Origin of the sequence: Streptomyces aureoversilis (genome assembly GCF_042657885.1) — a bacterium.
In the GTDB taxonomy this organism is placed as follows: domain Bacteria; phylum Actinomycetota; class Actinomycetes; order Streptomycetales; family Streptomycetaceae; genus Streptomyces; species Streptomyces aureoversilis.
The window spans coordinates 178,915-191,416 of record NZ_JBHSKJ010000003.1; the positions used below are offsets into that span (position 1 = coordinate 178,915).

General features: G+C 69.9%; 19 protein-coding genes. 15 read left to right on the forward strand and 4 right to left on the reverse strand.

Translation table 11 applies throughout. The features are described 5' to 3' along the window. The 8 genes from ACFPP6_RS06320 to ACFPP6_RS06355 all read left to right on the forward strand — a co-directional run bounded on the left by ACFPP6_RS06320 (nt 1) and on the right by ACFPP6_RS06355 (nt 4,578). Nucleotides 1-1,092, forward strand: a complete 1,092-nt coding sequence (locus ACFPP6_RS06320) for a DUF5047 domain-containing protein (RefSeq protein ID WP_382038049.1) — start codon at nt 1-3, stop codon at nt 1,090-1,092. Next, nucleotides 1,089-1,691 (forward strand): hypothetical protein, encoded by a 603-nt coding sequence (locus ACFPP6_RS06325; protein ID WP_382038051.1) that lies wholly within the window; start codon nt 1,089-1,091, stop codon nt 1,689-1,691. The genes ACFPP6_RS06320 and ACFPP6_RS06325 overlap by 4 nt, the downstream gene beginning before the upstream one ends. Before the next feature lie 9 nt (nt 1,692-1,700). Beyond that, nucleotides 1,701-2,369 carry a hypothetical protein gene (locus ACFPP6_RS06330; protein ID WP_382038053.1) on the forward strand — a complete coding sequence of 223 codons (669 nt, stop codon included), beginning with the start codon at nt 1,701-1,703 and terminating at the stop codon, nt 2,367-2,369. A gap of 62 nt (nt 2,370-2,431) precedes the next feature. Further along, complete coding sequence (locus ACFPP6_RS06335; RefSeq protein WP_382038055.1) at nt 2,432-3,373, forward strand: peptidoglycan recognition protein family protein; 942 nt, start codon at nt 2,432-2,434, stop codon at nt 3,371-3,373. Between the two features lie 5 nt (nt 3,374-3,378). Next, nucleotides 3,379-3,627: a hypothetical protein gene (locus ACFPP6_RS06340; protein ID WP_382038057.1), complete on the forward strand. Its 249-nt coding sequence runs from the start codon at nt 3,379-3,381 to the stop codon at nt 3,625-3,627. Between the two features lie 11 nt (nt 3,628-3,638). Continuing rightward, nucleotides 3,639-3,971 carry a hypothetical protein gene (locus ACFPP6_RS06345; protein ID WP_382038059.1) on the forward strand — a complete coding sequence of 111 codons (333 nt, stop codon included), beginning with the start codon at nt 3,639-3,641 and terminating at the stop codon, nt 3,969-3,971. Between the two features lie 98 nt (nt 3,972-4,069). Then, nucleotides 4,070-4,429 carry a hypothetical protein gene (locus tag ACFPP6_RS06350; protein WP_382038061.1) on the forward strand — a complete coding sequence of 120 codons (360 nt, stop codon included), beginning with the start codon at nt 4,070-4,072 and terminating at the stop codon, nt 4,427-4,429. A 2-nt stretch (nt 4,430-4,431) separates the two neighbouring features. Continuing rightward, on the forward strand, nt 4,432-4,578 hold the full coding sequence (locus ACFPP6_RS06355) for a hypothetical protein (RefSeq protein WP_382038063.1): 147 nt from the start codon (nt 4,432-4,434) through the stop codon (nt 4,576-4,578). A 39-nt stretch (nt 4,579-4,617) separates the two neighbouring features. On the opposite strand, the gene ACFPP6_RS06360 is transcribed toward ACFPP6_RS06355, so the two are convergent. The 3 genes from ACFPP6_RS06360 to ACFPP6_RS06370 form a co-directional block, all read right to left on the reverse strand. After that, the gene (locus tag ACFPP6_RS06360) at nt 4,618-5,217 is read right to left on the reverse strand and encodes a hypothetical protein (protein ID WP_382038065.1); all 600 of its coding nucleotides are present in this window, start codon (nt 5,215-5,217) and stop codon (nt 4,618-4,620) included. Nucleotides 5,218-5,298: 81 nt separating this feature from the next. Next, a complete protein-coding gene (locus tag ACFPP6_RS06365) occupies nt 5,299-5,571 on the reverse strand; it encodes a hypothetical protein (protein WP_382038067.1) in 273 nt (90 codons plus the stop codon). A gap of 292 nt (nt 5,572-5,863) precedes the next feature. Beyond that, complete coding sequence (locus tag ACFPP6_RS06370; protein ID WP_382038069.1) at nt 5,864-6,538, reverse strand: HAD family hydrolase; 675 nt, start codon at nt 6,536-6,538, stop codon at nt 5,864-5,866. Nucleotides 6,539-6,653: 115 nt separating this feature from the next. Here ACFPP6_RS06370 and ACFPP6_RS06375 point away from each other — a divergent pair, with 115 nt between their 5' ends. The 4 genes from ACFPP6_RS06375 (at nt 6,654) to ACFPP6_RS06390 (ending at nt 9,747) form a co-directional block, all read left to right on the forward strand. After that, the gene (locus ACFPP6_RS06375; protein ID WP_382038071.1) at nt 6,654-7,880 is read left to right on the forward strand and encodes a helix-turn-helix domain-containing protein; all 1,227 of its coding nucleotides are present in this window, start codon (nt 6,654-6,656) and stop codon (nt 7,878-7,880) included. A 563-nt stretch (nt 7,881-8,443) separates the two neighbouring features. Continuing rightward, a complete protein-coding gene (locus ACFPP6_RS06380) occupies nt 8,444-8,836 on the forward strand; it encodes a hypothetical protein (RefSeq protein WP_382038073.1) in 393 nt (130 codons plus the stop codon). Next, entirely contained in the window at nt 8,833-9,294 is a 462-nt protein-coding gene (locus ACFPP6_RS06385) for a hypothetical protein (RefSeq protein WP_382038075.1), read from the forward strand. The genes ACFPP6_RS06380 and ACFPP6_RS06385 overlap by 4 nt, the downstream gene beginning before the upstream one ends. A 324-nt stretch (nt 9,295-9,618) precedes the next feature. After that, on the forward strand, nt 9,619-9,747 hold the full coding sequence (locus ACFPP6_RS06390; RefSeq protein WP_382038077.1) for a hypothetical protein: 129 nt from the start codon (nt 9,619-9,621) through the stop codon (nt 9,745-9,747). Here ACFPP6_RS06390 and ACFPP6_RS06395 read toward each other — a convergent pair. Next, nucleotides 9,744-10,922, reverse strand: a complete 1,179-nt coding sequence (locus ACFPP6_RS06395) for a cobalt-precorrin-5B (C(1))-methyltransferase (protein WP_382038079.1) — start codon at nt 10,920-10,922, stop codon at nt 9,744-9,746. The two genes, ACFPP6_RS06390 and ACFPP6_RS06395, sit on opposite strands and share 4 nt — an antisense overlap. A gap of 105 nt (nt 10,923-11,027) precedes the next feature. Between ACFPP6_RS06395 and ACFPP6_RS06400 the strand changes: the two genes are divergently transcribed. Genes ACFPP6_RS06400 through ACFPP6_RS06410 form a run of 3 tightly spaced genes read left to right on the forward strand, consistent with a single transcriptional unit; the run spans nt 11,028 to nt 12,482 of the window. Beyond that, a complete protein-coding gene (locus tag ACFPP6_RS06400; protein WP_382038080.1) occupies nt 11,028-11,843 on the forward strand; it encodes a cobalt-precorrin-6A reductase in 816 nt (271 codons plus the stop codon). A 17-nt stretch (nt 11,844-11,860) separates the two neighbouring features. Further along, nucleotides 11,861-12,220 (forward strand): hypothetical protein, encoded by a 360-nt coding sequence (locus ACFPP6_RS06405; RefSeq protein WP_382038082.1) that lies wholly within the window; start codon nt 11,861-11,863, stop codon nt 12,218-12,220. Further along, a complete protein-coding gene (locus tag ACFPP6_RS06410) occupies nt 12,213-12,482 on the forward strand; it encodes a hypothetical protein (protein ID WP_382038083.1) in 270 nt (89 codons plus the stop codon). Before ACFPP6_RS06405 ends, ACFPP6_RS06410 begins: the two co-directional genes overlap by 8 nt. The last annotated feature ends 20 nt before the right edge of the window (nt 12,483-12,502 follow it).

Consider the following 12,502-nt stretch of genomic DNA (forward strand, 5'->3'; position numbering starts at 1 on the left):
GTGTACGCCGTCTCCGCCCGCTTCCTGGCCGCCATCGCCGAGTCAGGGCCGCTGGCCACCGAGGTGGTCCTCTTCCGCACGGACGGGCGCGTCGAGCGCCTGGAACACACGGGCGGGTCGGTCACTGTCGACCGTGGGCAGGCGGTGCGCCGGACCTGCTCGATCACGCTGGCCGATACCTCGCTCATCCCGCGCACGCCCACGGACAAGCTGTCCGTGTACGGGGCCACGCTGCGTGTCAGCCGGGGCGTGCAGTACTCCGACGGCAGCCAGGAGCTCGTCCCGCTCGGCGTCTTCCGGGTCGACTCCGTCACCGGCGACATTGATGACGGCCCCGTCACCATCACCGGCAAGGGCCTCGAAGTGGTGATCGCCGACGACAAGTTCACAGCCCCGTACAAGGCATCCGGGAACGCCGTCGCCGCGGTCACCGCGCTGATCCAGTCCACCATCCCTACCGCCTCAGTGATCAACCGGGCGACCGATGCGGCGATCGGTCCCCGCACCTGGGACACCGAGGGCGACCGATGGGCCGCCGTGGCCGAGGTGGCGACGGCCATCGGCGCCGAGGTGTACGCGGATGTGGATGGTGTCTTTGTCATCGCCGAGTTGCCCGACCTCCTCACCAGCACACCGGTCTGGACGATCGCGGCAGGCGAGGGCGGCGCCTACGTCTCTGCCAGCCGCGGCATGACGGCCGACAAGGTCTACAACGCAGTCCTGGCCCGCGGCGAGAACACGGAGACGAGCGTCGCCCCAGTCAGCTCGCTCGTGGTCGACAACGACCCCACCAGCCCGACTTACTGGAGCGGGCCGTTCGGCCACCGGACGACGTTCTACAGCTCCAGCACGCTCACGACGACGGCCGCCTGCACGGCCGCCGCCACCCTCAAGCTGCGCACGGCCATGGCCCCGAACGCTTCTGCCGACATCTCCTCACTGCCGAACCCCGCACTCGAACCGGGCGACGTGATCCGGATCCTGTACCCGGACGGCAGCAAGGAGCTCCACCAGGTGCAGTCCTTCTCTGTACCTCTCGACGTGGGCGGCGACTTCACCATCGCCACGATCTCCGCAAAGGAGGACGCGTGAGCGACTCAGCGACGCCCGCCGACCTCGCGGACGCCATCCGCCGCCAAGCCGTGCAGGCAGGGGTCGAGACCCCGGCCGTGCGCGGCGCAGACTGGCGGCTCGCCATCGTCCAGACCGTCAACAGCGACGGCACCGTCCTGACCACCGACGGCATCACCGCACGGCGGATGGACACCTACCTGACCCCGACGGCCGACGATCAGATCCTCATCACTCAGTCCGGTTCGGGAAACTGGATCACCCTGGGCCGCACCGCGCCGCCCACCACGGCAGGGACATGGCAGACGCTCACCCTTAACACCGGCTGGACCGCGTTCTCCGCTACGTACTACACGCCCGCCTACCGCATCCACGGCGACGGCACGGCGGCCCTGGCTGGCTTGGCCCGAGCTCCGGCCTCCACGACCGGCGTCGCCACGGTCGGCACCCTGCCAGCCGCCGCCGCCCCGGCCAAGCGAGTCCGCCGTGTGACCGAGGTGGCCTCCGGAATCTTCGGCGTCCTCGACATCAACGCCGACGGCACCATCCAGATCACCGACTACACCGGCACCGCAGGCTGGGCAACCCTCGACGTCGCCAGCCGCTACCGGCTCACCTAGGAGGCGCCCGTGCCCACGACCGACGCCTACGGGCAGGGCGTCCAGATCGCTGCCCTCACCGACGCTCCCAACGCCGCCTCCCTCGCCCAGAACCTGGCCGACGGCATCGTGCCACGCGTGGTCATGCGCTTCGCCTCCGCCTCCGCACGCGCCGCCACCATCACCAGCCCCGTCGAAGGCATGGTCACGTGGCTGCAGGACACCAACTCGCTGGAAACCTACGACGGTACAGGCTGGAAGGCCGTGCCCTACGGCAGCCAGTGGACCACCTACTCGGTGGCCTGGACAGCGACCACGACGAACCCGTCCCTTGGCAACGGCACGCTCGTGGGGCAGTACATGAAGATCGGCACCAAATGCGAGATCTTCATCAAGCTCGTGATCGGGTCAACCACAAACAAGGGGAGCGGCACGTACAAGTTCTCCCTCCCGTTCACCGCGGCGACGATCACGAACAGCGAGCCCGGGTCGCTGAACGCCAGCTTCAGCCGGGCATCCACCCCGAACCACGGCCAAGGCGACGTGCTCCTCCAAAACGGCGCCACCACTACGGACCAGGTCTGGTTCCCCAATGCCTCGGTCGTCGGTGACGCCAACGTCTGGACCGACAGCAGCCCATGGACGCCAGCCAGCACCAACGTCTTCCGGATCTGGGGCACCTACCAGACCGCCACCTGACCAGCACCACCACCCGCGAACCGCGCCCCGCCGAGGGGCATTTTTCATGCCCTGGAGGCACGATGGCCTGGTACCCGGGCGCCCAGAAGCTGGAGCTCCAGCCGGAGTCCGACGCGCAGCCCGCGATCATTCCGACGCAGCTGATCTTCCACTCGATCGCCGCCCCCTGGACGCCAGCCAGGACATACGAGTACTGGCGCGAGACGAATCTCGAATCGCATTTCGGTCTCGGGTACGACGGCAGCCTCGCGCAGTACATCGGCACGCAGACCCGCGCGGACGCGAACTATCAGGCGAACCGGCGGCCGGACGGGACCGGCGCGGTCAGCGTCGAATCCGCCTCGAACATGGACGCCACGGACCCTTGGTCGCCGGCACAGGTCGAGGCTCTCATCCGGCTCGGCGTGTGGGTGCACCAGCAGCACAGCATCCCCTTGCGGATCTGCCGCACCGCCGCTGACCCCGGCTACGGCTACCATCGCCTCTTCCCCGAGTGGTCCGCCGGCGGTACCGCCTGCCCCGGCGACGCCCGCGTCCGCCAGTTCCACGACGTGGTCTTCCCCGGCATCGTCGCCCGCGCCACGGGCCAGACCCCCGCCCCCACCCCACCGGAGTTCGACGTGCCCTACACCCTCGGCGAGTACACCGGCACCACCGTCAGCCTGCCGCCCAACATCTGGACCACGCTCACGCTCGGCCGCCTGGACCTCGTCGCCGGCGCCCAGTCCTACACCGCCACCGCGTACCTCACCGTCAAGGCACCTGTCGGCGGCGTGCTGCAGGGGCGCTTCTACCACCACCGCGCCGACGGCTCCCGCTGGGACGGGCCCATCGTCGAACGCGCCACCACCGACGGCAGCAGCTTCGTCGACTTCACGCACGCTGGCTCGATCTCCACGGGCGAGACCGCCCGCTTCGAGATCACCTACGCGCCCGCCAACGCCACCGACACGGCCCCCGCGACCATCACCGCCGCCCGCGCCCGCGGCCTCTACTGGAAGTAGGCACCATGACCACCACCAACGTCATCCGGACCGCGAAGACCTACGCCGTCGACCTCGCCGAGCGAGTCGTCTGGACCTTCCTCCTCGCGGCCGGCTCCGTCGCCCTGGCCGCCGGCCCCGCCGACATGTTCAACCTCAGCTTCTGGCAGACCGTCGGCACCGCCGGAATCGCCGCCGCCGGCTCCCTCCTCAAGGGCATCATCGCCCGGGCCATCGGCGACCCCAACAGCGCGTCCACCGCACCTCGCGTGTGATGGTGCACGCGGTGGCCCGTCGGCTGCGCAGCCTCCTCGGCCGCCGCGGCACCTTCCTCCTCATCATCGGCATCGGCAAAATGTGCTGGGGCGCCGGCTTCCTCCTCGCCCCACAGCCCAGCCCGCAGGGCCTCGCCCTGCTCACCGACGTCGCGCCGCTGCACTGCTGGGCCTGGATCTGGCTGCTGGCCGGCGCCGTCACCGCCGGCTGCGCCTTCGTCCAGGTCGGCCGGGACAAGGCCGGCTTCGTGACCGCGCTGATCCCGCCCGGCCTATGGGCCATCGCCTACGCCACCGCCGTCGTCAACGGCGACTACGCCCGCGGCGGCTTCATCGCCGCCTAGTACCTGACCTCCCACATCGGCGCCATCCTGTGGGCCGCGGCCGTACCTGAGTACGAGCTTCCCCCGCAGATGTGCAGACGGGAGAGCGAGGACGATCCATGAGCATCTGGGCTGGGGCCGTGGCCATCATCGGCACTCTCGGCATGGTCGCCGCCGGACTCTTCGCCGCCCGGGCCACCAGGGCCGCCGCCGCGGCAACCGCCGAGGCCACCCGCGCAGCGGCGCAGGCGACCGCGGAGCCCGCCCAGCGCCAAGCCGATCTCGCGGCCTTCAAGGAGATCCGAGACGAGCTGCAGAAGGAAGTCGTCGAGCTCCGCACGGAGACCGGGCGCCTGCGCGCGGTGGTCAGGGCCTTCGCCGGGTACGTCGCCGAGCTCAGTGGCCTGATACGGGACTCGGGAATCACGCCGCCGGAGCCACCGCCCCTGGTCGACGAGTACAACCGAACTGGAGTGTGACCATGCTCGACGAGCAGCCGGCCCCCGTCCCGGTCCCGCCGCGGAGCCCGCCAGCCGCCGACCTGGGCACCCTTGAAGACCTCGGCTGGGCGGACCCGCCGCCCGTACCGTCCCCCGAGCCGCCCGCGCCACCGCTCGACCCCGCATGAGAAGGCCCCCGCCGTCCACTGGACGGCGGGGGCCTGTTCCTATTCCGCGAGCGCCTTCTTCAGCTCCTCCACCTGCGGACCCGCGTCCTGCGCCGGGGTCTTCCAGCGGAAGGACTTCCCTGCGCCATCTGTGTACACCAGCGTCCCGCCGCGCTGCTTCTCGCTGATGTCGAAGACCCGCGACTCCCAGCGGAAGGCCCCCGGCTGCACCGCCCCGCCGCTCTTGAAGCCCTCGATCGAGACCATGTCCGCGGTGCCGTCCCCGGTCGCGATGGCCTGCCCGTCCGGTGCGATCCACTGCCAGCCGCCTTGCATGATGGGCGCCGTCTCCTCCGCAGCGACCGCCGTGGTGGCGCGATCTTTCACCGTGACCACGGCGAAGAGCCCCTTGGACGGCTTGTCGATCAACGCCTTCGTGACGTAGACGATGCTCGTCGGCGTCACCTCCAGCCGGCCGGTGCCGCCGGATCCGACGGTCTCCGCAGGCTTCCCGAAAGCTAGCTCCGCCGCCGGCTTGTCGGCGGTGGGTGTGGGTGCCGCTGACGACTTCGTGGCGGTGGACTTCGACGGCCCGCTGCTGCAGGCTCCGAGAGCGAGAACGGCGGCGAGGCTGAATGCGGCTGCGGTTCTGGTGCGCATGGATCCCCCGGGGAGCGTGTGGTGACGCGCACCGTACCGCCGTGGGGCAAGCGTCCGCAGGAGTTCTGGCAAGCAGTGGCCCTAGCCCGTTGTCGCGCGCATGGCCCTGGGGTCCCACCAATACAGGCGGTTCACCCGGCCGTCGTACTCGGGTAGGTCGATGTCGACCTGGTAGGCGACCCGGCCATCAGCGTAGGTGTGGCGGGCGACGACCCAGCAGTGGCGCCATCTGCCGTCGACGCGGACGTAGAGGGCGGGGAGCTCTGCAGGGGGCCACGTGCGGATGCGCGGCCATGGCTGCTCTTCAGTCCAGGACGGGGCTTCCTTCGCGTCGACCGACTCCGGCTCGGTCACTGAGGCTCCCAGTCGTCTGGGCCTCCGCCTCGCCACTCGATCAGGCGTGCGTCGTCGATCGCGAACAGGTGCTCGTCCCACCCGGCGCGGCGGAGGAACTCGATCACATCAGGTACTCCGTAGGCCACTCCAAGGCTCTGCCCGTCAGCGCGTACTCGCCGGCCGCCGGAGGCGTCGGGTGGATAGACGACAACGCGTGGATGCGTGGCCATGAGACCAGCCTCGTCGCGCATCCCGTGTCCAGCACGCCCGGCTAGTCCGAACAGGCGGCCTGCTACCTCCCCAAAGCCCGTCAAGCGAGGGAGCTGATCACCCTGGCCGTGTCTGTCAGGTCCGGGAGTACCGTCAGTGCACCGGCGTCGTAGAGGTCGTCCGCGCTGCTGCGGCCGGTGGCCACAGCTACGACTTGGACACCCGCAACCAGCCCCGCCTCAACCCCTGCAGGAGTGTCGTCAAGGACGAGCGCATCTTCAGGGCTCACCTTCGCCCGGGCGAGAGCGATGCGTACCAAGTCTGCTCGCTCATCAGCATCTTCTCCGTAGGCGCCTAGAGCCCACTTGATGTGCCTGTCGAGGCCGAAGGTCGCCAGCTTGATTTCCGCCACAGAGCGCACGTTCCCCGAGACAACGGACTGCTCGTACCCAGGCAGCGCGGCTACCGCGTCGAGTGCCGCGGCAGCTCCCGGCAACGCGTGCCCACGCTCGCGTAGGTCGGCGATCCTCTGTACATGCACGTCAGCCAGCGCTGCAGCAAACCGCTCAAAGTCACTCCGGTCGGTCTGCAGCCCATGGAGCTTCGCCGTCTCACGAAAGATCACCGGCTCGGTAATGCCGTCGATCTTGGCCTGACGCTCCATGCGCCTCCCGGTCGCCCGTTCGAACGCGATTGCTGACAACTCCCGGCCCACACCACGCGTGTCAACGAGGGTGTGGTCAATGTCCCACAGCACAATCCGGCGCGCCGCCATGAGGCTCCTTCCACCCAGCCAGCGTCTCCCAGGCTGTCACACGAACGAGCGCCGAACTGCCCAACGCTGCAAAGTCGTCGTACGGTGAACCACTCAACGAACGAGGGGAAGCAGGATGGGCACGCTCACTGTCGGCGCCCGTATCCGCTACTGGCGCCGCCGCAACGGGAACCGGTCCCAAGCGGCCATCGCTGGCCTCTGCGGCATCAGTGAGGATCACCTGTCCCAAATCGAGAGGGGCAGGAGAACCCCCGCGCTAGAGACCCTTCTCTCCATCGCCCGTGAGATTGGCGTCCCAGTCTCCGCCCTGCTGGACGAGGATGCTCCGGTGGACCAGCCTGCAGCGCCGCGGATCGCTTCAGACGTCACCCGAGTCCTGATGGGCTACTGTGCCTCTTCGCGTTCTGCGCCAGCGGCTCCGGCCGCCCTGCGGGAACGGGTCGAGCATGCATGGCGGACCTGGCAGACCTCCCAGACCCGCTACACCGACACTGCCAGACTCCTGCCAGAACTCCTGAGCGACGTGCAGCATGCCGTCGAGGCCCACAGACTGCGGTCAGAGGTCCAGGACCGCCGGGAAGCGCTCCGGGCAGCAGCTGACCTCTACGGCCTCCTGCGATCCTATTGCCGACGCACCGGCCGCAATGACCTATCGTTGCTCGTCGCTGACCGAGCCTTGCGCGCCGCCCAGGACGCCGACGACCCGCTGCGCATTGCCGCTGCGGAATGGAACCTTGGGCACGTGCTGCTCTCGCAGAGCGACCCAGAAGGCGCTGAAGAAGTAGCCTCACGAGCGATCGAGGAACTCGCGCGCACCCCAGAAAGCGACGACCGCGAAGCTCTGGCCGGCGCACTAGAGCTTGTGGTGTCCACGGCCGCGGCGCAACGCCGAGACTGGTGGCGCGCGCGGCAACGGTTGGAGAAGGCTGCGTTGCCCCACGCTGCGCGAGTCGGTGAGGGCAACGTGCACTGGACGGTCTTCGGCCCAACCAACGTCGGCCTTCACGCCCTCGGTATCGAGATGCTGGCCGGAGAGACCACCGAGGCGCTCCGCCGGGCCGACCAAGTCGACATCGAGCGTCTCCCCTCCCTGGAGCGACGGTTTACCTTCCTCCTCGACGTAGCACGCTGCTACGACATGAGGCGCGAAGACGCTTCCGTCCTGGTACACCTCCTCGACATCGAGCAGTTCGCTCCAGAGGACTTGGCGCGTAACCCGGTCGCTCGACAGATCGTGTCCAGTCTCCGCGACCGGGTCCGGCCCACCTACCGACGCCAAGTAGAAGCCCTGGCGGAGCGACTCGGCATCGACGAGCCCGGTCCAGGAGACAACCCGGTCTGAGAGACCGGGGTGGCCCCGGCCATACCTCCTACCGTCGTCCTCCCAGACCACCCCATCCCTGAGGACGCGGATCATGGAGAGCGTTGACGTCACGATCACCGCAGCCGGCATCGAATGGGACGCAGTCCGGCTTCCGCGATATCTCGGCCTTGCTGCCGTGCATCAGCTCGGTGACGACGTGGGCAGCGTCATCGTGGACCCTGGTGCACGCCGCCTCTACGTGATCGTTCCGCCCGGGACGACCACCCACTGGAGGTGCCCGGAGACACGTTCCCTGGGAAGCGGGTCCTTTCTTGCTGTGCCTCATGCATCACGCTCAGCCCCGCCCGGTCCGTACTGGCTCACGCCTCCCACTCCGCGCTATCGCGTCACGGACCCCCTCCAGCTGCTCTCGGCGCTTGAGGCAGTGACGCTGTACAGAGCTGCACCATGCACATGAAGTCCAGCCTGCCCAGGCATGTCACCGAAGACTGCCGCCTAAGCCGACACCCACGGTGCCCTGGCCTGACACGCCTACGACGCATTGGGGCGAGCACACGCCCCACCGAACCGGAGACCCTCCCATGTACCTGCCCGTGCCACTTGACCCCGACCGGTACCGGGTGGCCTTCTGGCACATGACGCCCAAGGCCGCAGCTCAGGACATTGCACGAGGCCTGCAGGCCCTCGAAAGCCCCCTGGGCGAGGACGAACTCGTCCAGCTGGAACAGAGGCTCTCGCTGCTACTCAGGGGCTTGAAGGGCGAGGCCCGGAGCCTGATCCACCAGATGCACAGGGAGCGGTCAGGCCGACCCTGGACCAAGGCCTACGCCTCGTTCCTCAGCGCGTCCCAGCTGCTTGAGGCAAGGCGTTCCGACGACGCGATGGACGACCCCCTCAGCCTGGCGCTGCGTGTGCGCGCCCTGGCGACTACGGCGGATCGTCTCTGGCACTTCCTGGCGGAGGCGCCGCGATGAGGCCCCGCGACTGGGCGCCGGCGGACATGGGCGCGGCCGCCGCGGAGTGGCTGTCTGGTGCGTTGCTGCCCGGGGGCCGGGATGCGTGGCGGGTGGACCGGCCGGCCGCGGCATTCACCGGGATCCTCTTCGACGCCGTCCAGATCCCGCGGGGAGCCGTGCGCGGGCAGGACCGGGGCGAGGTCGAGAGCTGCTTCCAGCAGGCGGACGTCGACGGTGCCGTCATCGCCGACCCCTTCCACACCATCTACTACGCCCTCGTGGCGCCAGGCGCGTCTCAGGGCTGGGACCTCTACGAGTTCCCCTGCTTCGGCCCCTCGCACAGCATCCCCATGCCTCCACCCCATCGAGCAGATCCCCCGGGCGTGCACTGGGTTCTGAGCCCGCCGGACGGCCCGGAGACGCTCTGCGAGGTGGAGTGGGTCCTGGAGCTCATCGCGCAGATGAGCGCCTCATGAAGACATCACCCCGATCGGGGGTAGCGCCAGATATTCGAAAGGCATATGCATAACGCGCATCCCATGAACGGCCCTTGCGGCAGTCCTGCCCCCCAGGCGGCGCCGCAAGCGGTCGCCTGAGCCCCCGGCCGATACGGCTGGGGGCTCGGCTTGTTCTGGTTGCGGATCGGGGTTTTTCCATTCACCTGCACTGGGGGTGGGGCGGGCGCCTAGAGGCTGCGTTCCCACGGGTACCCGGTTTGGCTCTGAGGCGCTTCCAGCGTCACTGAGCGGCATCGAACTGCACCGAACTGTCCGATGCTCAGTGTTTCCGCAGGTCACGATATGTTCAAGAATCTAGACGAGAGCCCGCCCTTCGAGAACATGTTCGAGGGTGAGTTCTGCGGTGCGCTCCCCAAGCCGGTGAAGGACAAGCCCGCGGCCGCCGCCACGGCGCTCAACACGCTGCGCTAACCCCCGCCGTGAGCGCCGCGCGGGCCTGCGGGCTCCGCGCGGCCCACGATCGTGCCCGCGCGGTCGATGCAGATCACGTCGACCGCGACGGGCGCCCCGCGCAGCACCGCGAGGGCCTCCTCGCGGGCCGTGGCCGCGACCAGGTCGCCGAGCGGGACGCCCGCGGCCTCGCACAGCCGCAGGGCCTCCAGACCCGTGTTGGCGGAGGCGACCGCGGCCGCCAGCTCCTCGCCGGCGCCGCCGTGCCGGGCCAGCTCCGCGAGGAACCCCTTGTCCACCTGCGAGCGGCCCGAGTGCAGGTCGAGGTGGCCCGCCGCCAGCTTCGACAGCTTGGCGAAACCGCCCGCGACGGTGAGCCGGTCCACCGGGTGCCGGCGGATGTACTTGAGCACCGCCCCCGCGAAGTCGCCCATGTCCAGCAGGGCGTCCTCCGGCAGGCCGTGCACGGCCACGGCGACCTTCTCCGACGTCGAACCCGTACAGCCCGCCACGTGGCGGCGGCCTGCCGCCCGGGCCACGTCCACCCCGCGCCGGATGCTGTCGATCCACGCCGAGCACGAGTACGGCACGACGATGCCCGTCGTGCCCAGGATCGAGATGCCGCCCAGGATGCCCAGGCGCGGGTTCCAGGTGGAGCGGGCGATCTCCGCGCCGTGATCGACCGACACCTCGACCTCGACGTCCCCCGTACCGCCGTACCGGGCCGCGACGGCGGCGACGTGGTCGCGGATCATCTGCCGCGGCACGGGGTTGATCGCGGGCTCGCCCACGTCCAGGGGCAGCCCGGGGCGGGTCACGGTGCCGACGCCCGGCCCGGCCCGGAACACGACGCCGGAACCCGGCGGGAGGATCCGCACCGTCGAACGGATCAGCGCGCCGTGCGTGACGTCCGGATCGTCACCGGCGTCCTTGACGATGCCGGCCATGGCGGAACGGCCGTCGTCCCCGGATCCCAGTCGCTCCGCGGCGAGCGCGAACGCGGGCGTCTGCCCCTTGGGCAGGGTGATCGTCACGGGGTCGGGGAACTCGCCCGTGAGCAGGGCGGTGTACGCGGCGGTGGTCGCGGCGGTCGCGCAGGCGCCCGTCGTCCAGCCGTGGCGCAGGCCGGTGTGCTGCAGTTGGGCGGTGCGCCCGCCGGTGCCCTTGCCCGGTGCGTCGGTGGTGGCGTCGGTCATGGAGCACTCCGGAAGAATTTCCCGCCGCGACGGCGAACAACCACAATGTGGGGGACCGGCGGGGCGGAACCGGCCGCGACCCGAAGGCGAACAGAAGGGCACGACGTGGGGGCCGAGCGCCACATCCTGATCCTGGGCGGCACGACCGAGGCCCGCCGGCTGGCCGGCGAGCTCGCCGCGGACCCCGGGTTCCGGGTCACGACGTCCCTCGCCGGGCGCGTGGCGCAGCCGCGGCTGCCGGCGGGGCAGGTCCGCATCGGGGGGTTCGGAGGCCCGAGCGGCCTCGCCCGGTGGCTGCGCGAGCAGCAGGTGGACGCGCTCATCGACGCCACCCATCCTTTCGCCGGCACGATCAGTTTCAACGCGGCGCGGGCCGCCGCAGAGGTCCATGTTCCCCTGCTCGCCGTCCGCCGCCCCGGCTGGGTCGCGGGTCCGGGCGACGACTGGCACGACACCGGCTCGCTGGAGGAGGCCGCAGCGGCGCTGCCCGCGCTGGGCGAGCGGGTCTTCCTCACCACCGGCCGCATGGGCCTCGCCACCTTCGCCCACCTCGACCGGCTGTGGTTCCTCGTCCGCTCCGTGGACGCCCCCGAACCGCCGGCACCGCCCCGCATGGAGGTCCTCCTGGACCGGGGCCCCTTCACGGTCGAGGGCGAAGGGGAGCTGCTGCGGCGGCACCGCATCGACGTCCTGGTGACCAAGGACAGCGGGGCGGCGGCAACATCGGCCAAACTCACCGCGGCCCGCGAAGCGGGCATCCCGGTCGTGGTGGTCCGGCGCCCCCCGGCACCGCCGGGGCTGCCCACGGCCGCGGGCCCGGCGGAGGCGCTGGAATGGGTGGACAGTGTCCTCGGCCGCAGGCGACCGGTCGGTTGCCCGCCGGTGCCGGGGCCGAGCCGGTACGGTTCGGAGAGCGCCTGACGGACGACGGAGGATCGATGACCGCACCGCATTCGGAACAGCCTGCCGAACTCTTTCCGCGGCCCGAGATGACGTTCCCGGCGCTCCGGGCGGCATTGGCGCGCGTTGCTCCGTCCCGGATTGCGGAGTTTCAGGCGGACCGCGATTCGGCGTTCACCGCGGCCACTCAGCACGCGTCGTTCAACCCGATTCGTGTATTCCAGGTCAAATGGGCGACCGAGGTGGAGATCGAGCGTCGCCCCCGCCTGGCAGCCCGCTATCACGCCGCCCTCGATGATGCGAACGCCTTGGACCGTGACGACCCGAGATGGCGTGCAGCCATGGACGAGTGCATGGCGGTTCGCAACGAGGCGCGGGCTGCGGTGACCGGTGACTGACAGTTGGGCGTGGGAGTACGACCCGGATCCCGGCTTCGTCATCGGCGGCATCGACAACCTCGCCTTCGTCGCGAAGGTCGAGGAGAGGGCCGACGAGCTGGTCCGTGCCGCTGCGGCTCTCTACCTTGACGGGGCGAAGTACACAGGCACTTCGCCCCGTATGCAGGAAGAGGCCGTCGACGCGTCGGGCATGTTCGTGTACCAGGTCGTCCCACGTCATCAACGCGTCTACATTCGCCAGGTAACCTTCCTCGGCCAGTGAGCCGCACTCCCTGCCTTCCG

Excerpts from the sequence above, each read along its gene's own strand:
- ACFPP6_RS06335 (WP_382038055.1), top strand. The coding sequence starts at position 2,432 with ATGGCCTGGTACCCGGGCGCCCAGAAGCTGGAGCTCCAGCCGGAGTCC.
- ACFPP6_RS06340 (WP_382038057.1), top strand. The coding sequence starts at position 3,379 with ATGACCACCACCAACGTCATCCGGACCGCGAAGACCTACGCCGTCGAC.
- ACFPP6_RS06350 (WP_382038061.1), top strand. The coding sequence starts at position 4,070 with ATGAGCATCTGGGCTGGGGCCGTGGCCATCATCGGCACTCTCGGCATG.
- ACFPP6_RS06355 (WP_382038063.1), top strand. The coding sequence starts at position 4,432 with ATGCTCGACGAGCAGCCGGCCCCCGTCCCGGTCCCGCCGCGGAGCCCG.
- ACFPP6_RS06360 (WP_382038065.1), bottom strand. The coding sequence starts at position 5,217 with ATGCGCACCAGAACCGCAGCCGCATTCAGCCTCGCCGCCGTTCTCGCT.
- ACFPP6_RS06370 (WP_382038069.1), bottom strand. The coding sequence starts at position 6,538 with ATGGCGGCGCGCCGGATTGTGCTGTGGGACATTGACCACACCCTCGTT.
- ACFPP6_RS06375 (WP_382038071.1), top strand. The coding sequence starts at position 6,654 with ATGGGCACGCTCACTGTCGGCGCCCGTATCCGCTACTGGCGCCGCCGC.
- ACFPP6_RS06380 (WP_382038073.1), top strand. The coding sequence starts at position 8,444 with ATGTACCTGCCCGTGCCACTTGACCCCGACCGGTACCGGGTGGCCTTC.
- ACFPP6_RS06385 (WP_382038075.1), top strand. The coding sequence starts at position 8,833 with ATGAGGCCCCGCGACTGGGCGCCGGCGGACATGGGCGCGGCCGCCGCG.
- ACFPP6_RS06390 (WP_382038077.1), top strand. The coding sequence starts at position 9,619 with ATGTTCAAGAATCTAGACGAGAGCCCGCCCTTCGAGAACATGTTCGAG.
- ACFPP6_RS06395 (WP_382038079.1), bottom strand. The coding sequence starts at position 10,922 with ATGACCGACGCCACCACCGACGCACCGGGCAAGGGCACCGGCGGGCGC.
- ACFPP6_RS06405 (WP_382038082.1), top strand. The coding sequence starts at position 11,861 with ATGACCGCACCGCATTCGGAACAGCCTGCCGAACTCTTTCCGCGGCCC.